This window comes from Crossiella sp. SN42 (genome assembly GCF_023897065.1).
Taxonomy (GTDB): Bacteria; Actinomycetota; Actinomycetes; order Mycobacteriales; family Pseudonocardiaceae; genus Crossiella.
On sequence record NZ_JAMHIV010000009.1, the window covers coordinates 129,450 to 147,676 of the forward strand.

Below are 18,227 nucleotides of genomic sequence, written 5' to 3' on the forward strand. Positions count from 1 at the left end.
ATCTTCTTCGTGAATCGCGCCCGGTTCAGTAGGGCGTGTGCACCGCGGGTGGGGTCACGTGCACGCCCGCCCGGTACTTCGGCACCCGCACCCTGACCTTGGTGCCCGCGCCGACCGCGGTCTCCACCACCAGCCCGTAGTCGTCGCCGTAGACCTGCCGGAGCCGCTCGTCCACGTTGGCCATGCCGATGCCCTCCGACGGCGCGCCCTCACCGGCCAGGATGCCGCGCAGGGTCTCCGGGTCCATGCCCGCGCCGTCGTCCTCGATCAGGATCTCCGCCTCGGCCCCGGCGTCCCTGGCCAGGATGGTGACCCGGCCGCTCATGTCCCGGCCGGAGAGCCCGTGCTGCACCGCGTTCTCCACCAGCGGTTGCAGGCACAGGAACGGCACCGCCACCGGCAGCACCTCGGGCGCGACCTGGAAGGTCACCGCGAGCTTGTCCCCGCTGCGCGCGATCGCCAGCGTCAGGTACTGGTGGATGGCGCGCAGCTCATCGGCCAGGGTGGTGAACTCGCCGTGCTTGCGGAAGGAGTGCCGGGTGAAGTCGGCGAAGTCCAGCAGCAGCTCGCGGGCGCGTTCCGGGTCGGTGCGCACGAACGCGGCGATGGTGGCCAGCGAGTTGTAGATGAAGTGCGGCGAGATCTGCGCGCGCAGCGCCTGCATCTCCGCCTCCACCAGCCTGGTCCGTGAGCGGTCCAGCTCGGCCAGCTCCAGCTGCGCGGACACCCAGTTCGCCACCTCCTTGGTGGCCCGCACCAGGATCGGCGGGCTGGCGTCGCTGTAGGCGATCAGCGTGCCCAGCACGTGCTCGTCCACCACCAGCGGCGCGATGACCGCGTGCCGCAACGGGCAGCGCGAGTCGGCGCAGCGGGCCGAGCTGACCTGCACCCGCCCGGAGCGCAGCGTCTCCGCGGCCTGGGTGAGCGCGCTGGCCACGTGCGTCTCGCACTCCCCTGACCAGGCCAGCACCGACTCCTGGTCGGTCAGGCAGAGCGCGGGTGTGCCGAGCAGGTCGCGCAGCCGCCGGATCGCCTTGCGCGCGGCCTCGGCGGTCAGCCCGGCGCGCAGCGGCGGCGCGGCCAGTGAGGCGGCGTGCAGGGTCTCGAAGGTGGCCCGGTCGGTGGGTGTGCCGAAGTCCCGGTTGGCGCGCGAGCGCCGCACGATCACCAGTAACGCCACGGTGAGCACGGTGAGCAGCAGCAGGAGCACGAACAGCGCGGAGGTGCGGGTCATCGGCCGGTGGTTCCTTCCGGGGCGTGCAGCCGGGCCATGGTCGCGTTCACCGAACGCGGCACCCGGTCCTTCGTCAGTAGCGAGACCACGATCATCACCGCGAAGGCCAGCGGCACCGACCAGGCCGCGGGCCAGCTCAGCAACGTGGTGAACCAGCCCGCGCGCAGCTCCCCGGAGATGGTGACCAGCACCGCCAGCAAGGTCAGCCCGCCGCCGGTGACCAGCCCCGCGACCGCGCCCGCCGAGGTGAGCCCGCGCCACCAGATGCCCAGCACCAGCAGCGGGCAGAACGAGGAGGCGGCCACCGCGAAGGCCAGGCCCACCGAGCTGGCGATCGGCAGGTCGGTGCCGATCAGCGCGAGCCCCACCGGCACCACGGTGGCCAGCACCGCGGACAACCGGAACCCGCGCAGTCCACGCTTGCGGAAGACGTCCTGGGAGAGCACCCCGGCCACCGACATGGCCAGTCCGGAGGAGGTGGACAGGAACGCCGCGAACGCGCCCCCGGCCACCAGCGCGCCCAGCAGCTCCCCGGCGAACCCGGGGATGAGCCGCTTCGGCAGCACCAGCACCAGCGCGTCGGTGGCGCCGGTCATCAGCAGCTCCGGCGCGTACAGCCGGCCGAGCGTGCCGAAGACCAGCGGGAACAGGTAGAACACGCCGAGCAGTCCGAGCACCACCAGGGTTGTTCGCCTGGCGGCCCGGCCGGTGGGGTTGGTGTAGAACCGGACCAGCACGTGCGGCAGGCCCATGGTGCCCAGGAAGGTGGCCACGATCAGCGAATAGGTGACGTAGAGCGGGTACTCCTCGCGCCCGCCGGAGAGCGGGCTGGCCCACTGGTCGCCGGTGAGCACCCGCGCGGAGTCCAGGTGCGGCACCGCGGCGCCGGCAGGGAACACCACCCTGGTGTCCTGGCCGAGTTCGTGCGCGCCCACGGTCAGCTCCACCTCGGCGCCCTCGTGGGTGATGCCGTCCAGCCGCCCGTGCACGGTGACCCGCACCGGCTCGGCGTTCTGCACCCGCACCGGCGTGCGGATGGTGACCGTGGTCTGCTCGCTGAAGGTGGCCGGCCGGTCCGCGTCCAGCAGCGGCGCGCCGTCACGCTGCCACACCATGATCAGCAGGATCGCCGGGACCGCGATCGCGGTGAGCTTGAGCCAGTAGTGGAAGGCTTGCACGAAGGTGATGCTGCGCATCCCGCCGGAGGCCAGGTTCAGCGTGACCACCACCGCCACCACCACGCCACCCACCCACACGGGCGCATTGGTCAGCGTGTTCAGCGTCAGGCCCGCGCCCTGCAGCTGCGGCAGCAGGTACAGCCAGCCGATGCCCACCACCAGCAGGCTGGCCACCCGGCGCACCGCCACCGACTCCAGCCGGTTCTCCGCGAAGTCGGGCAGCGTGTACGCGCCGGAGCGGCGCAGCGGCGCGGCCACCAGCGCGAGCATGATCAGGTAGCCGGCGGTGTAGCCGACCGGGAACCACAGCATGTCCACGCCGAAGCTGAGGATCAGCCCGGCCACGCCGAGGAAGCTGGCCGCGGACAGGTACTCGCCGCTGATCGCCGAGGCGTTCCACCACGGGCCGACGGTGCGCGAGGCGACGTAGTAGTCGGAGGTGGTGCGCGAGACGCGCAGTCCGTAGGCGCCGATGAGGATGGTCGCCACGGTCACCACGCCGACCGCGATCAGGCCGGAGAGCGCGTTCACGTCGAGGGGTCCTCCACGAATTCCTGGTAGTCGCGCTCGATGCGCTCCGCGCCGCGCACGTACAGCCAGCCGATGAGCAGCAGCACCGGGTAGACCCCGCCGCCCAGGATCAGCCATGGCACCCGCACGCCGAACAGCTCGGCCGCGCGGCTGGCCGGGACCAGCTCGAACAGCACCGGCAGCAGGCCGAGCGGCAGGCCGACGGCCAGGCAGACCGCGATCCCGGCGCGCAGCTGGCTGCGGATGAGCGCGCGCAGCGACACCTCGTCCAGGGTGGCCTTGTCCTCCCGCCCGATCCGGGCGGCCCGGCGCGGCCGGGCCGACCTGGTGCGCGGGCCGGTGACCACCACCCGCCGGGGTGGCTGGCGCGGCTCGGTCACGTCGAGGTTCTCCCCGTGGTCGCGGAGCGTGGTCAGGCGGTCACGGCGCTGACCCGGGTGGATGATGCCGGGCCGGAAGCCCGGCGAACGTGACCCAGGTCACGGCCGAGTCTAAGGTTCGCCGATATCAAGGCCAAACGGATCGAGGGAGCCCTCCGATCGGCGGCCGTTCATCTCGGCGGCTGCCGATCGGGCCGGGCCTGCCGCACCAGCAGGTCGCGCAGCTCGCGGGCGTGCCGCCGGCTCACCGGCAGCACCTGGGCACCGACCCGCACGCTGAGCTGCCCGGTGTCCAGCCGCAGCTCGTCGACGAACCGCAGCGACACCAGGTGGCTGCGGTGCACCCGGACGAACCCGGCGGCCCGCCAGCGCTCCTCCAGCTGGCCGAGCGAGGCGCGGATCAGGTGCGTCTCCTGCCCGGTGTGCAGCCGCGCGTAGTCCCCGCAGGCCTGCGCGTAGTGCACGTCGGCCAGCCGGACGAACCGGGTCAGCCCGCCCAGCTCGACCGGGATGACCTCATCCGGCGGCTCCTGCGCGACCGGGTGCGCGGCGCCGGTCGCGGCCGGCGGCCCGACCACGACGGGCTCGGCGCGTTCGGCCCGGACCCGCTCGGCGACCCGGCGCACCGCCTCGGCCAGCCGGGCGGCGCGGATCGGCTTGAGCACGTAGTCCACGGCCTTGAGCTCGAAGGCCTCGACCGCGAAGTCCTCGTAGGCGGTGACGAAGACGACCAGCGGCGGGGTGCTGAACCGGGTCAGCAGCCTGGCCAGCTCCAGGCCGTCCAGGCCGGGCATGTGGATGTCCAGGAACACCGCGTCGAGGGTCTCGCCCTCCTTGGCCACCTGGTCGATCCGGCGCAACGCCTCCATCGCGCCCTCGGCGCCGTCGGCCTGCTCGATGCGGGCGTCGGCGCGCAGCATGTGCAGCAGCTCCTCCAGCAGCGGAGCCTCATCGTCGACCGCCAGCACACGTAGCATCTTCGGTACTGTATCGACCTGATCAAACGATCAGTAGCGGGTGGCCAGGAGTTTGTGACCGCTGTTGGCGAAATGCCGCCGGATCAGGTCCTGGGCGTAACCGAGCACGCATTCGACCAGCTCGAAGGCGGGTAGCCCGCCCAGGTGGTAGGTGCGCCGCTGACCTTGCAGGGCCTCCAGCCGGTCCAGCGCGCCCGCGGCCAGGTCGGCGGAGCCGAAGTGCGGCATGAACCGCCAGCGGCGCTGCAAGTGCAGCCGGTGCAGGTGTCCGCCCCAGGCGCTGACATCGGTGCGCAGCAGGTCGGCCACCGCCGGTCCGTCCAGGTCGGCGCGGCCGTAGGCGTGGCAGGCCAGCACGTCCTGGTCCGGGTGGCGGCGGTGGAAGGACACGCAGCGGCCGATGCCGGCCGAGCTGTCCAGGTGCGGCCGGACGAGGGTGTGCGCGCCCTCGGGCAGACCGGTGATGGTGCCCAGGGTGGTGTAGAGGTCGAGGTGGCGGATCCGCGCGGCCAGTGCGCGTTCCTCCTCGGTGGCGTCCAGCACCGGCAGCACCTCCGGCAGCGGCACGGTGAGCACCAGGTCGTCGACCAGCAGCGGCGCCCCGTCCACGATGATCCGCACGCCGTCCGGGCCGCGGGTGATGCGCTCGACCCGGACGCCACGGCGGACCTCCGGCAGCTCCGCGGCCACCCGCTGCCACAGCGCGCCGAAGCCGCCGTCGATGGTGCGCACCGGCTCCGCGCCGGCCGCCATACCGGTGAGCTCGGCGTACTTGACGAGGTAGAGCGCGGGCAGGTCCAGGTCAAGATGGCCGTAGCCCGCCGCGGTGTAGCCGGGGCCGAAGACCTCGGCGAGCGCGGTGAGCCGGTACTCGGCCAGCCAGCGCCGGGCGGGCACGGCCAGCGCGCGGGCGGAGTGCGCGAGCCCGGGTTCGGCGATGCGCGGGAACTGCTCGGCGCGGATCCGCCGGTAGCGGGCCAGGGTCTCGCGGCACAGCGGATCGGGCCGGTGGGGGCGGCTCCGGCCGGTCGCGGGGTCGAACACCAGCGGCGGGCCGGTGTCGGTGCTGCTCAGGCCCAGTTCCTCGACCAGTGCGGCCAGCCGGTGGTGGCCGGGGGAGTAGCCGTGCCCGCCGAGGTCGTGCGCCCGGCCGTCTATCTCTGCCGCGGCGCACTGCCCGGCCACCGAATGCCTGGCCTCCAGCACGGTCACCCGGTGCCCGGCCCTGGTCAGCTCACGTGCGGCGGCCAGCCCGCTGGCGCCGGCGCCGAGCACGGCGACCGAACGCGCGTGCTCGAAGTCTGCGGGCATGAGATCCCTCGGTGTGTTCACGCGGTGGCCGGAGAAGAATGACTCCGCGGTCAGCATGACGGAAGCGTCTGCTCGCTTTCCAGTTCCGCACCCGATCGGGTGAGTCGGATGGGAATTGCGGTTCCGCCGCGATCCGCAAACCGTGGGTAATCCCGGTGTTAGCCGAGCGTTGCCGCAGGTGGCTCCAGGTGGAGTAAGGTCAACTCCGGCGAAGGTCGATTCACTTTCAACTATCTGTGGATGAGACCGATGAACGGTGAAAATGACCGTTCATCGGCAAATCTGGGCCATTCATCGGCGCTATGGTTCATTGACGGCGCGCTGGCGGGAACATGTCATTCCACCAGCCGCTATCGTGCGAAATCCGTTCCCCGCCCCGCTGGCGCCGCCGGTGACTCCCACCGATCCGGCCGAGCCGCCGCGGACCCGTGGCCCGTACGGGAGGGGAGCGGACCGCATGCCGCCGCCCGCTTCCTGCCCCAGTGCCGGAAGCGGGCGGTGGCTTCCGGCGGGCAACGATGTTTCCCGGTCACTCACCACAGTGGACCGCACGTGGCAGGATCGGCTCAGCTGAAACCGGTGCGGGTGAGGAGGCGTGACATGTCGGCAGACGCGGTCACCTCGTCCGACGCGGCCGCGCCGGACCGGATGCGGGAGCTGATCAGGGAAGGCGCGCTGAGCGAGGCCATCGCGCTGGCCGACGCGGTGATCGCCCGCGCCGAGGAGCCCGCGATCGTCGGCCGCTCGCTGCTGATGAAGCTGGGCTGCCTGATGATGGACGGCCACCGGCTGGAGGCCGTCTCCGTGGCCGACCAGGCCTTCGACGTGGTGCTGGCCAGCGGCGACCCGGCGCTGATGGGCGAGTTGTACGCGCTGGCCGCCTACGTCGCGCTGACCGAGGGCTCGGTGGACCGCTGTGTCCGGCACCTGGTCCGCGGCTCGCGCACGATGGAGCTGGTGACCAGGGCGGACACCATCGCCGCCGACGCGTGGGCGGACCTGGCGATCACCTATTCCATCGCGGGTTTCCACAACCAGGCGATGCTGGCCTCGGTGCGCGCCCGCAACACCGCGGCCGCGGCCGGGCTGCCGCCGGAGGAGTACCTGATCCCGGAGATCCCGCTGCGCTGCGCGGTGTCGCTGGACCACCGCGGCGACGAGCAGGGCGCGCGGGACATGCTGCGCACCGCGGTGTCGCTGGCCAGGCAGTGCCAGCCGGGCAGTGAGCTGCGCCCGGCCGACTACCCCTTCTACCGCTACGCCAGCGCCCGGCTGACCGCGCTCGGCGAACCGGTCCAGCTGACCATGGCCGAGGTGTTGCTGGAGGGCCACGAGGCCGCTGACCTGGGCGCGCTGGCCCAGGTGTGCGACGCGATCGCGGCAGGCCGCCCGCTGGACGCGCTGGCCAGGCTGGACTCGATGACCCTGGTCGCCAACACCCTCGGCCCGGCCGAGCTGTTCCGGCTGCGCGCGCTGGCCTACGCCGCCGCCGGGGACCACCGCGCCGCGCACACCGCCGACCGGCAGGCGTTCAAGCTGGCCGGTGAGCACCCGTCCCGGCTGGTCGACCGGTTCATCGAGGGCGTCGGCGCCCGGCTGGACCACGAGGACCTGCGCCGCGCGGTCGGCCGCTACGCCGCCGAGGCGCTCACCGACCCGCTCACCGGCCTGCCCAACCGGCGGCACCTGGAGCAGCGGCTGGCGATGATCGCCGAGCAGCGCGGCGCCGCGGCCATCGGCGTGATCGACCTGGACGGCTTCAAGACGGTCAACACCGTGCACGGCCACCTCTCCGGCGACCTGGTGCTGGAACGGGTCGCGGCGATCCTGTCCCGCACGGTGCGCCGCGGCGACTTCGTGGCCCGCTACGGTGGGGACGAGTTCGTCGCGCTGCTGCCGGAGACCAGCGTGACCGAGGCGGTGGAGATCGGCGGCAGGCTGGCCGCCGCGGTCGACGAGGAGGACTGGGAGGCGCTGGTCGCGGGCACCCCGATCTCGGTGACCATCGGCTGGGCGGACCTGGCGCATCCCGCCGAGCTGCCCACCGCGCTGGCCGAGGCCGACCGCGCCATGCTGGAGCTCAAGGGCGCCCGTCGCTGACACCGGCGCCCCGCCGACGCCAGGGAGTCCGCCGTGCCGGGACCGACCAGCCACGCCGAGCACATCGCCGAGATCCGCGCGGTCTGCCGGGCCGGGGAGGCCGTGCTGGGCGCCTTCGCGCGGGTGGACCGGGGCTGGTTCATCCCGCGCCGGATGTGGTGCTCCCCGCGCGGCAGGCAGCCGCGGCCGGTGGACCTGCTGACCGACCCGGAGCTGTGGCGGGAGTGCGTGTACGGCGACACCGTGGTGGTGACCCAGTTCGACGACGGCGCGACCCGCTGGCCGAAGGTCGGCCGGGTGGCCACCAGCAGCGCCTCCCAGCCTCGCCTGGTGGTGGACATGCTGGACCGGCTGCGGCTGATCCGCGGCCAGCGGGTGCTGGAGATCGGCGCGGGCACCGGCTACAACGCGGCCCTGCTGGCCGAACTGGTCGGCCCGCACCAGGTGACCACGGTCGAACTGGACCCCACCCTCGCCGAGATCGCCGCCGCCAACCTGACCCGCACCGGCCATCCGGTGCACGTGACCTGCGCCGACGGCACCCTGGGCTGCCCGGAGCGGGCCCCGTTCGACCGGGTGGTCGCCACGGTCGCCGCGGTCGGCGACGGCCTGCCGTACCCCTGGGTCGAGCAGACCCGCCCCGGCGGCATGATCCTCACCCCGTGGGGCAACGCCTTCGACAACGGCGTGCTGCTGGAACTGACCGTGCGCCCCGACGGCACCGCCGCGGGCCCGGTGGTCGGCGGCGTGGCCTTCATGCAGCTGCGCGGCCAGCGCCTGTTCACCGGCGACGCGGCCGGTCACGCCGAGCTCGCCGACACCGGCGCCCCGCGCACCAGCGCGGTGCCCCCCGGCGAGGTGGCCTTCGGCGAAGGCGTCTTCGGCATCGGCCTGCGCCTGCCGGAGGTCGGCTGCGAGATCAGCTACACCGGCGAACACGACTACGAGATCCTGCTCCACCACGCCGCCAGCGGCTCCGCGGCCATCGCCGAGGTCCGGGACGGCACGGTCGAGGTGCGCGAGGCCGGCCCCCGCCCGCTGTGGACCGAGGTCGAGGCGGCACACCGCTGGTGGGTGGAACGGGGCCGGCCGGGACCACGCCGCTTCGGCGTCACCGTCACTCCCGAGGGGCAGACGGTGTGGCTGGACCGCGAGTCGAACCCGATCTGACAACCGGCTGCGGTGCTGCCCTCAGCCACTGGTCTAACCGATCATCCGGGTTTCCAAGAGGGACAATAATGTCAATATGGGGCATAGACACCATGATCCGGCCGTGGCGAAGATGCACGGGTCCGTTGAGACAACGATAGGAATATCGCACGGATTGTTCGAGATCTGGTCACGGGGGCTCGTCGAGCCTCCGTGCTTCTCGTTCGCCGAGCCTGGTCTGCTGCTGCACTGCGTTGACGACGCGATCGCGCTGACCAGCAAGTTGGCCAGCGGTCAAAGATCAGCAGTTCGGTTGGAAGCGTGGGACGCCGAGCCGCCACATCCGCACGGCACGTGGGATGAACAGGCCGAAGCGGAGATGGTGCTGACCTTGGCAACGGTGGAGTTGTTCGGGGTGACCGCGGGGCATCCCACCGGTGATCCACTCGAACTCGGCTTGCCTGGCCGTTATCAGGTTCGCGCATTCCGGAGCAGGTCTGAGGGGCTCGTATCCGGCGATGGATCAACTCAGGATACGGAGCGCTTTCTCGTGCAGTTCTGGCCCGGCCGTCGACTCACCGCCGATATTGGGCAAAGGCTGGCCGAGGCTACTGATGTGCATGATCAGATCAGGCAGTGGGCCAGGCAACGCGAGTCCCGGTCCTGAATTTCAGCTGGGCAGGCCAGGCCGAGCGGCGATGTCGGACCGGCTGTCTAGACTTCGAGCCACGCCTCGAACGCCCGTTCGAGACCCGGATCGGTGCAGGTGGGGAGGTGCCGGATGGGCCGGAGCGGGGACCTGCCGCGCGGTCTGGTCGACAAGTACAAGGCGCGTGATGGCGCCTGGCCGGAGGACGCCGGCTGTCCGATCCTGCACGTGGACATGGACGCCTTCTACGCCTCGGCCGAGATCAGGGAGCGGCCCGAGCTCAAGGACGTGCCGGTCGTGGTCGGTGGCACCGGCAACCGTGGTGTGGTGTCCTCGGCCAACTACCTGGCCCGCACCTTCGGCGTCCGTTCGGCGATGCCGACCAGCCGGGCCAGGGCGCTGTGTCCGAAGGCGGTGTTCATCCCGCCGAACTTCACCCTGTACACGGCGGTTTCGGCCGGGGTGATGGCGATCTTCCGCGACTTCACCCCGCTGGTGGAGCCGCTGAGCCTGGACGAGGCGTTCCTCGACGTGCGCGGCGCGCTGCGCAGGCTGCGGATGACTCCCGGCCGCATTGGCGAGGAGATCCGGGCCAGGGTGGAGGCTGAGCACGGCATCACCTGCTCGGTCGGGGTCGGCTCGACCAAGTTCGTCGCCAAGCTCGCCTCCGGGCTGTGCAAGCCCGACGGCATGCTGGTGGTGCCCAAGACGGACGTGCTGGCGTTCTTGCGGCCGCTGCCGGTCTCCGCGCTGTGGGGCGTCGGCAAGCGCACCGAGGAACGCCTGGTCGACCGTGGTCTGCACACCGTGGCCGACCTCGCGGAGACCCCGCTGGCCCGGCTGCGCCGCATCGTCGGCAACGCCCAGGCTGAGCACCTGCACAGTCTGGCCAACGGGCATGACACGCGGGCCGTGGTGCCCGAGTCGCCGGAGAAGTCGATCGGCGCCGAGGAGACCTTCGAGGTCGACCACCACGACCGCGCGGTGTTGCGCCGGGAGCTGCTCCGGCTCTCCGAGCGGACGGCGGCCTCGCTGCGGAGCCGGGGACTGCGCGGGCGGACCGTGTCGATCAAGGTGCGGTTCGCCGACTTCAGCACGATCACCCGCGCCCGCACGCTGCCGCTGCCCACCGACGTCACCCAGGAGATCTACCGTCTGGCCTGCCAGCTGCTGGAGGAGCAGACCCCGCCGGGGCCGGTCCGGTTGATCGGGGTGCGGGTGGAGCAGCTGGACGACCACGGCGGCGCGGGCGACCAGCTGACCTTCGACGAACCCGAACGCGGCTGGCGTGAGGCTGACCAAGCCGCCGACGCCGCCCGCGCCAAGTTCGGCGGGGCGGCGATCAAGCCGGCTTCCCTGCTCGGCGCCGCGCCGCAGCGGGCCGATGTGACCAGACCCCGGATGGCCAGGGACTAGGGCGTGTCGTCACAGCCCCGCCAGCGGTAGCCGCGCCGGTTTGGTCGCTGGCGGCACGGCCGGAACGCCCGGATACACCCGGTATGGGGGCATGCCGGCCGTACCGCCAGCGACCAAACCGATCACGACTCCCGCAGACGGGGCTGTGACGACACGCCCTCGAGCTCAGGACTTCGGGGCGCGGACCACGGCGACCGGTCCGTGCGCGTAGTGCACGACCGCGTGACTGACCGAGCCCAGCAGTAGCCGTCGGAACGCGCCCCTGCCGTGGCTGCCGACCACGATCAGCGCCGCGTCCTTGCCGCGTTCCAGTAGCGCGTCCGCGGGCTTCTCGGTGGTCACGACCTCCTCGACCGGGATGTCCGGCCGCTCCCGCCGCAGCGGCAGGAGCCATTGCGCGAGCAGTTCCTGGCCTTCCTGGTGCATGATCTTCGGGTCGAAGTCCCAGGCGCGGACCGGGCCGAAGGCGTCCAGCGGCAGGTCGCTCCAGGTGTGCACGGCGACGATCCGGCGGTGGTGCCGGGCGGCGAAGTCGAAGGCGAAGTCCAGGGCGGCCGCGCTGGTCTCCGAGCCGTCCACGCCGACCACCACCGGGCCCTGTTCGGGATCGGCGGGGGCGCGCAGCACGACCACCGGGCAGGCCACGCCGCGGACCACGCTGGAGGCGATCGACCCCAGCCGGATGCCGGTGGCGGCCGATCTGCCCGCGGCGCCGAGGACCAGCAGGTCGGCGCCCTTGCTGTGCTCGACCAACACGTCGAGCGGGTCGCCGGGGACGAAGTCGCCGTGCACGTCCAGCTCGGGGTGGGCGGCGCGGCACTGCCGCACCAGTTCGGCGAGGGACTGCTCGACCCACTCCCGCACCGAGTCCTGTTCCACCGCGCCCTCCGGCAGCGCGCCGACGCCGTAGCCGGGGGCGGTGACCTCGTGTGCCCACACCAGCCGGAGCGGCAGGTTCCGCAGCCGGGCCTCGGTGGCCGCCCACTCGGCCGCGGCCGCCGCCGAAGGCGAGCCGTCGACCCCTGCGACCACCCGTGCGTCAGGTTCCAGGTCAGCCGTCATATTCCTGACTACCCCTCTCGACAACCGGCAAACAGGACGCCTGCTCGCGTCGGCTCCCGGCCAGTTTGACTGAATTTTCAGTAGATGGCAAGGTGGTCCACATGTCGCCGAACAGCGAGAACAGTCCACCCATCGCGGGGTGGCGCATGCCGGCCGAGTGGGTTCCGCATGCCCGCACGTACCTCTCCTGGCCCGCGCACACCTCGCTGTACCGAGCCGACCTGCCCGCCGTCCGCGACACGGTGGCTCGGCTGGCCAGGGCCGTCGCCGACCACGAACCGGTGGCCCTGCTCGCCCGCCCGGAGCACCGGGACGCCGCCCAGCGGGCGGTCGGTGGCGCGGTCGAGGTGCTGCCCATCCCGGTGGACGACCTGTGGACGCGCGACCACGGGCCGACCTTCGTCAGCAGGCCCGGTGCGGTGGCCGGGGTCGACTTCGGGTTCAACGGCTGGGGCGACAAGCAGCACCCGCATGAGGACGACCACCGCGTGGCCCGGCGATTACTCGACCACCTCGGCCTGCCCCGGCTCGCGGCCGGGATCGTGGCCGAGGGTGGCTCCCTCGAGGTCGACGGCGAGGGAACCCTGCTGGCCACCGAGAGTTCGCTGCTCAACGACAACCGCAACCCGGGTCGCGACAAGGAACACGTGGAGGCCGTGCTCGGCGAGCTGCTGGGCATCGACAAGGTCATCTGGCTGGCCGGTGTCCGGGGTGCGGACATCACCGACTGCCACGTCGACGCGCTGGCCCGGTTCGCGGCCCCCGGCGTCGTGCTGCTCGACCGTCCGGCCGCGGGTTCCGCACCGGATGAGTGGACGGCCGTCAGCGACCAGGCGCTGAAGGCGCTCCAGCACGCCACCGACGCGCGGGGGCGCCCGCTGGAGGTGGTCGAACTCCCGGCGCCGGACCGGTCCCGGATCCGTGGCTCCGGCGACTTCCTGGCCAGCTACCTCAACTACTACGTGGCCAACGGTGCGGTGTTCGTCCCCAGTTTTGGTGACGGACGGGCCGACGACCACGCCCGTGGCCTGCTGGCCGAGCTGCACCCTGGTCGTGCGGTCGTCCAGCTCGACATCGACCCCATCGCCCGATACGGCGGTGGCATCCACTGCGCGACCCAACAGGAGCCGGCCATGACAATGTGATCCCGTGAGCGAAGCGCCCGACCGACGGCAGGCCCTGCTGGAAGCGACCTGCCGGATGATCGCCCGCACCGGCGTCCGCGGCCTCCGCGTGGAGGAGGTGGCGCAGCAGGCCGGGGCCTCCACCGCGTTGATCTACTACTACTTCAAGAGCCGGAGTGGCTTGCTGGCGGCGACCATGCGGTTCGTCGACGAGCGTGCCGCGGAGTACACCCAGTCCAGCCAGGGCGACGGGTACGAACGGCTGCTCGACAACCTCCAGCGCGAGTTCCAGGACAAGCGCCGGGTCCGGGAGAACTCCGCGGTCTGGGGTGAGCTCCGGGCGGCGGCCGTGTTCGACAAGGCGTTGCGGGAGATCGTGGGCAACGCCGGGCTCCGGTGGGGCAAGTACATCGCCGAGCTGATCGAGCAGGGACAGGAGGACGGCAGCATCTCGACCACGGTCGATCCGGCGGCCGCGGCGGTCCGGTTCACCGCGCTCGTGGAGGGGCTCAGCTCACGCTGGCTGGCCAAGCTGCTCAGCACCGAGCAGGCGCACGCGGCGGTCCGGGCGGCGGTGTCGGCCGAATGTCTGCCGGGGCGGCGACCGAGCGTCGCGCCGGAGCGGACTGCTCCGACCGTGTGACGTACGGATCACCTGGCTGGCAGTGATGACCAGGGCGTTCCGCGGGCCGTTGTGGCGGTGGTGGCGATCCGTGGCCCGACCAGGGCGGCGTGATCAAACTGCTCGTCCGTCGGGGTGGGGTTAACGCACTGGAACATCGTCCTGAACGGCGTTCAGTCACCCTTGGCTACTACCCCGAGCGGATGACGTCTGAGACACCACCGTCTCGACTCCGGGGACCGGGTAGTCTAGGCGTCGCACGGATCGTATTCTCAAGGTGACGCCCCACGCGGGGCGCCCGCCGGGTCCGGCGGAACCGCTGAAGCCCGGCGCCCGCTACAAGCTGTGCCGGAGGAGGAGCCATGCCACTCTCCGAGCACGAGCAGCGACTGCTCGACCAGATCGAGCGCGCGCTCTACGCCGAGGACCCCAAGTTCGCCTCCACCGTGCGCGGCGCTCGGTTGCGAAGGCCATCTCGACGGCGACGCCTACAGGGGCTTGCGGTGTTCGTGGTGGGCCTGTTGCTGCTCGTTGTCGGTGTGATCTTGCCCGTATTGCGACCGGCCGAAATCCCGGTGCTGAGCGTCGTCGGCTTCCTGCTGATGTTCGTCGGCGCCGTGTGGGGTCTGTCCGCCACGAACAAGACAGACCCAGCCGCCGAGGAAGGTGGATCGCCACAACAGCGGTCGGCCACGCCGCGGCGGAGTTCGTTCTCTCAGCGGATGGAAGAGCGTTTCCGCCGCCGTTTCGACGACGGTGATCAACACTGATCGCAGCCACCACCATCACCACCACCAGCTAGCCAGACCACCCAGCGGGGCGTCACCTCCCAGCAGCCAGGGAGCGGACGCCCCGCTGAGTCATGTCCAGCCCCGCTAGCCCCGTCACCGGTGCCATGAGTTGCCGGGCGAACACGAGTGCTCCGCCGAGCCCGGCTGTGAGCGGGAGCCACGGCGAATCGAGAACGCCGCGATCCGGCCAGCTGACCAAGATTCGCGGCGAACGGCAACGGCGGTGCGGCCCAGGTTTGGCGTTGCTGCTCGACCGACCGGCCAACCTAACCAGTGCCCAGATCGCTGGTTCTGGCGGCCTGCGGGACGCGTCCGGTTGGCGTCCTTGGACCGTTCGGGTGTGTCGATTGACCTTGATGGGGTAGTCGGCCACAGTGGGCGCCTCACAGGGGACTTGTGGAGGTGCGGCCGTGGTTCGGTGGTCTTGGACGCGTGGGCTGATGGGTGTCACGGCGGTGGCGCTGGCGGGTGTGCTCGGCGTCCTGGCGGCGGCTCCCGCTGAGGCCCTGCCGCGGCTTGGCGTGTCGCAGTGTCTGGGGACGCAGACACTCACCTTCGATCCGCCGCTGACGCTGACCTCGCGGCCGACCACGATCAGGTTCGTCGAGGAGTTCGGCACCTGCCTGCTCGGTGGCGTCTCCTCGGCGCGCGGCTCCGGTGAGTCGACCGAGACGACCAGCGCGGTCGCGGTGACCATCCCGACCGCGGAGGCCACCTACCACTGGAACACCGGGCGCGGCAGCACCGTGCACTGGGCGAGGAACGTGGTCGCCAAGGTGAACGGCAGCATCGTGGTCACGGCTTTTGGCACCGTCACCGACGGTCTGTTCCGGGGGGCCTTGGCACAGAGCGTGGTCGTGCTGCCCGAGCTGGACCTCACCGCGGCGCTGGGCGAGGGAGTGTCCAGGGTGAGCGGGCTGGACACGCTGACCATCCTCCGGTGACCGGCGCGCCCCTTGGCGACATCGAGGGGGTTGAGGCCGGGGCCGGGCTGCGCCTGCTGGGCCAGCTGGTCGACGAGGCCGTGTGGCTGGACCACTGTCCGTTCGTCTACGCCTCGTGCCAGCCGTCGCCCGGCTGGCTCCGGCACGAGCAGGTCTCGGCGTTCCAGCCGCTGCCCACGCCGCCGCCCGGCCACCTGCCTCCTGCGGTGGCTGACCAGCGCCGCGTCTGCGTGTCCTTCGCGCCCGAACACGGCGACAACGCCCGCACCTGGGCGGGCACCCACGGCTACCGCCTGCTCGCGCCCGCGCCCGAGCTGACCGCCTGGGCCGCGGACAAGATCGCCGCCGTCGGGTTGTTCGCCAGGGCGGGGGTGGCCAGCCCGGAGTCGGTCGTCGTGCCGGCGCGCGACCGCATGGCCGCCTCGGCGTACTGGCACCCGGAGTGGCCGAGGACGGTCGCCCAGCGCCGGGAGAACAACCTCATCGGCCACGGCACCCGCGTCCTCGACTCGGTCGCGGACCTGCGGGACTGCCTGGCCGAGTGGCCGGACCAGCCGATCAAGCTGAGCCGGTTCCACCCGGGGATCTCGCTGACCGTCACGGCCTGCGCCGGCGGTGACCGCACCGTCGTCTCGGCGGTCTCGCACCAGCTGGTCGGCCTGCCGGAACTGGCCGCGGCCTGGGGTTCACACTGCGGCAACCAGTTGGTCGCGCCCGACGAACTGCCCGGCGATCTCTACCGGCAGGCCAGGCTCGCCGCCTGGCGGGTCGGTGAACTGTTGCGGGCCAGGGGTTTCCGCGGCATGTTCGGGCTGGACCTGGTGGCCGACTCCGGCCGGCTGCTGGCCATCGAGGTCAACCCGCGGTTCCAGACCGTGGTCTCACTCGTCCAGGCCGTGGAGAGCGACTGCGGGCTGCTCCCGGCGCTGGGCCTGCACATGCTCGCCTTCCTCGCCCCGGCGCTGCCGCCCACCTCGGGCCGGACCTACCCGGCCGGATCGCGGTACAGCCAGCTCGTTGTGCACGCCCCCGCCGACCTCACCCTGTCCGAGGTCCCGCCCTCGGGGCACTACCGAGCCGACGGCCGCGACCCTCTTCCCGGTCCGGACCGGCTCACCGACGTCACGGCGGGGGAGGCCGTGTGGTGGGCCATCGCGGGGCCGGGGCCGATCTGGGCTGGTGAGGAGATCGGTCTGCTCCAGTTCAGCCGGCCGGTCGCCGCCAGGGAACCCCGGCCGCGCCCCAGTGCCGAGGCGCTGAGCTGGATCAGGTCCTTCCAGCTACGGTGTCGTGGGGCCACCAGCTCGCTCCCGCCGCTGCGCATGGGCGAGGCGGACATGCGTCGGGCGGGCAGGCATGCGATCGAGCTGATCATCAAGCGGGTCTCCACCACCGGGGACCGCCCGGCCTGGCACGTCCCGGCCCCTGAAGTCCTGCGCGCGGTCTTGGACGAGCCGCTGCCCGAACACGGCGTCGACGACCTGCCCGCCCTGCTCGACCAGGTCACCGAGCAGGCGCTGGCCGAGGCCACCCGGCTGGACCACCCGCGCAGCTTCGCCTTCGTGCCGGCCACCGGGAACTTCCCCGCGGTGCTGGCCGACGCGCTCGCCGCCGCCTACCTCTCCGTCCCCGGCGCTTGGTTTGTCGGCGCGGGCCCCACCCAGCTCGAACTGACCACGCTGAACTGGCTCAAGGCACTGCTCGGTCTCCCCGCGGGCCACGGCGGACTCTTTGTCAGCGGCGGGTCCGTGGCCACCCTGACCGCCCTGGCCGTGGCCAGGGACCAGCATCTCGACGGCCACCGCGAGCGGGGACGCCTGTATTGCTCCACTCAGGCCCATCCCTCGGTGGCCCGCGCAGCGCACCTGATCGGCCTGACCCGCGACCAGTTGCACGTCCTGCCCGCTGACGAACAGCTGCGGCTCGACCCCGCCGCGCTCGCCGAGCAGATCAGCCGCGACCGGGACCGGGGGCACCGGCCCTTCGCCGTCATCGCCACCCTCGGCACCACCGGCACGGGCGCCATCGACCCGCTCGCCGAGCTCGCGGACCTGTGCGAGCGCGAGGGCCTGTGGCTGCACGTCGACGGCGCGTTCGGCGCCGCCGTGGCCGCCACCAGCCGCGGCCGGCACCTGCGCGCCGCGCTGGGCCGGGCCGACTCGCTCACCGTCGACCCGCACAAGTGGCTCTTCCAGCCGTACGAGATCGGCTGTGTCCTGCTGCGCAGGCCCGAACTGCTGCCCGCCACCTTCAGCCTGGCGCGCCACGCCCTCGACAACGCCTACCTCGACCCCGCCCACGCGCCCGGCACCGAGACCAACCTCTCCGACCACGGTCCCCAGCAGAGCCGGGGGCTGCGGGCGCTGAAACTGTGGCTGTCGTTGAAGACCTTCGGCGCGGCGGCCTTCCGGGACACCATCGAGCGCGGCATCGACCTCGCCGAACACGCGGGCACCCTGATCCGGGCCCATCCCGAGCTGCGTCTGGTCACCCCGCCCAGCCTTTGCGTGCTCACCTTCGCCTACCGCCCGCGCCGGGTCCCCGCCGACTGGGACGGCGACCGCGCGCAGCAGCGGATCAGCCGCGCCGTCTGCGCGGGTGGGGACGGCCTGGTGCTGACCACCCGCGTGCGCGGCGCGGTGGTGCTCCGCCTGTGCACGATCAATCCGGCCAGCACTCGTGAGGACGTGGAAGCCGTCCTCGACCTCGTGGTCAGCCACGGCCGCGAGCTCCAGACGTCCGAGGCCGTGCGGCACTAG

General features: G+C 72.1%; 15 protein-coding genes. 9 read left to right on the forward strand and 6 right to left on the reverse strand.

Annotation, left to right across the window (positions count from 1 at the left end; all coding sequences use genetic code 11):
* Positions 1-25: 25 nt before the first annotated feature.
* The 5 genes from M8C13_RS12970 to M8C13_RS12990 all read right to left on the reverse strand — a co-directional run bounded on the left by M8C13_RS12970 (position 26) and on the right by M8C13_RS12990 (position 5,611).
* On the reverse strand, positions 26-1,234 hold the full coding sequence (locus M8C13_RS12970; RefSeq protein ID WP_252480789.1) for a histidine kinase: 1,209 nt from the start codon (positions 1,232-1,234) through the stop codon (positions 26-28).
* A complete protein-coding gene (locus M8C13_RS12975; RefSeq protein WP_252480790.1) occupies positions 1,231-2,943 on the reverse strand; it encodes a cation acetate symporter in 1,713 nt (570 codons plus the stop codon). Before M8C13_RS12975 ends, M8C13_RS12970 begins: the two co-directional genes overlap by 4 nt.
* Positions 2,940-3,323 carry a hypothetical protein gene (locus M8C13_RS12980; RefSeq protein WP_252480791.1) on the reverse strand — a complete coding sequence of 128 codons (384 nt, stop codon included), beginning with the start codon at positions 3,321-3,323 and terminating at the stop codon, positions 2,940-2,942. The genes M8C13_RS12975 and M8C13_RS12980 overlap by 4 nt, the downstream gene beginning before the upstream one ends.
* A gap of 170 nt (positions 3,324-3,493) precedes the next feature.
* On the reverse strand, positions 3,494-4,300 hold the full coding sequence (locus tag M8C13_RS12985) for a LytTR family DNA-binding domain-containing protein (protein ID WP_252480792.1): 807 nt from the start codon (positions 4,298-4,300) through the stop codon (positions 3,494-3,496).
* A gap of 30 nt (positions 4,301-4,330) precedes the next feature.
* Positions 4,331-5,611, reverse strand: coding sequence for an FAD-dependent oxidoreductase (locus tag M8C13_RS12990; protein WP_252480793.1), 1,281 nt, complete (start codon positions 5,609-5,611; stop codon positions 4,331-4,333).
* A gap of 600 nt (positions 5,612-6,211) precedes the next feature.
* Here M8C13_RS12990 and M8C13_RS12995 point away from each other — a divergent pair.
* From M8C13_RS12995 to M8C13_RS13010, 4 genes are all read left to right on the forward strand, one after another.
* Positions 6,212-7,711 carry a diguanylate cyclase gene (locus M8C13_RS12995; RefSeq protein ID WP_252480794.1) on the forward strand — a complete coding sequence of 500 codons (1,500 nt, stop codon included), beginning with the start codon at positions 6,212-6,214 and terminating at the stop codon, positions 7,709-7,711.
* Positions 7,712-7,744: 33 nt separating this feature from the next.
* Entirely contained in the window at positions 7,745-8,881 is a 1,137-nt protein-coding gene (locus M8C13_RS13000; RefSeq protein ID WP_252480795.1) for a methyltransferase domain-containing protein, read from the forward strand.
* 103 nt (positions 8,882-8,984) lie between these two features.
* Positions 8,985-9,527, forward strand: a complete 543-nt coding sequence (locus M8C13_RS13005) for a hypothetical protein (protein WP_252480796.1) — start codon at positions 8,985-8,987, stop codon at positions 9,525-9,527.
* A 114-nt stretch (positions 9,528-9,641) separates the two neighbouring features.
* Positions 9,642-10,925, forward strand: coding sequence for a DNA polymerase IV (locus tag M8C13_RS13010; protein ID WP_252480797.1), 1,284 nt, complete (start codon positions 9,642-9,644; stop codon positions 10,923-10,925).
* A gap of 165 nt (positions 10,926-11,090) precedes the next feature.
* Here the strand turns inward: M8C13_RS13010 and M8C13_RS13015 are convergent, their stop codons facing one another.
* Positions 11,091-11,987 carry a universal stress protein gene (locus M8C13_RS13015; protein WP_252480798.1) on the reverse strand — a complete coding sequence of 299 codons (897 nt, stop codon included), beginning with the start codon at positions 11,985-11,987 and terminating at the stop codon, positions 11,091-11,093.
* A 101-nt stretch (positions 11,988-12,088) separates the two neighbouring features.
* On the opposite strand from M8C13_RS13015, the gene M8C13_RS13020 reads away from it, so the two are divergent.
* The 5 genes from M8C13_RS13020 to M8C13_RS13040 all read left to right on the forward strand — a co-directional run bounded on the left by M8C13_RS13020 (position 12,089) and on the right by M8C13_RS13040 (position 18,227).
* The gene (locus M8C13_RS13020) at positions 12,089-13,132 is read left to right on the forward strand and encodes an agmatine/peptidylarginine deiminase (protein ID WP_252480799.1); all 1,044 of its coding nucleotides are present in this window, start codon (positions 12,089-12,091) and stop codon (positions 13,130-13,132) included.
* Between the two features lie 4 nt (positions 13,133-13,136).
* A complete protein-coding gene (locus tag M8C13_RS13025; RefSeq protein WP_252480800.1) occupies positions 13,137-13,754 on the forward strand; it encodes a TetR/AcrR family transcriptional regulator in 618 nt (205 codons plus the stop codon).
* A gap of 341 nt (positions 13,755-14,095) precedes the next feature.
* Positions 14,096-14,503, forward strand: coding sequence for a DUF3040 domain-containing protein (locus tag M8C13_RS13030; protein ID WP_185008604.1), 408 nt, complete (start codon positions 14,096-14,098; stop codon positions 14,501-14,503).
* 461 nt (positions 14,504-14,964) lie between these two features.
* Entirely contained in the window at positions 14,965-15,468 is a 504-nt protein-coding gene (locus M8C13_RS13035) for a hypothetical protein (RefSeq protein ID WP_252480801.1), read from the forward strand.
* Positions 15,465-18,227 carry an aminotransferase class V-fold PLP-dependent enzyme gene (locus tag M8C13_RS13040; protein ID WP_252480802.1) on the forward strand — a complete coding sequence of 921 codons (2,763 nt, stop codon included), beginning with the start codon at positions 15,465-15,467 and terminating at the stop codon, positions 18,225-18,227. The genes M8C13_RS13035 and M8C13_RS13040 overlap by 4 nt, the downstream gene beginning before the upstream one ends.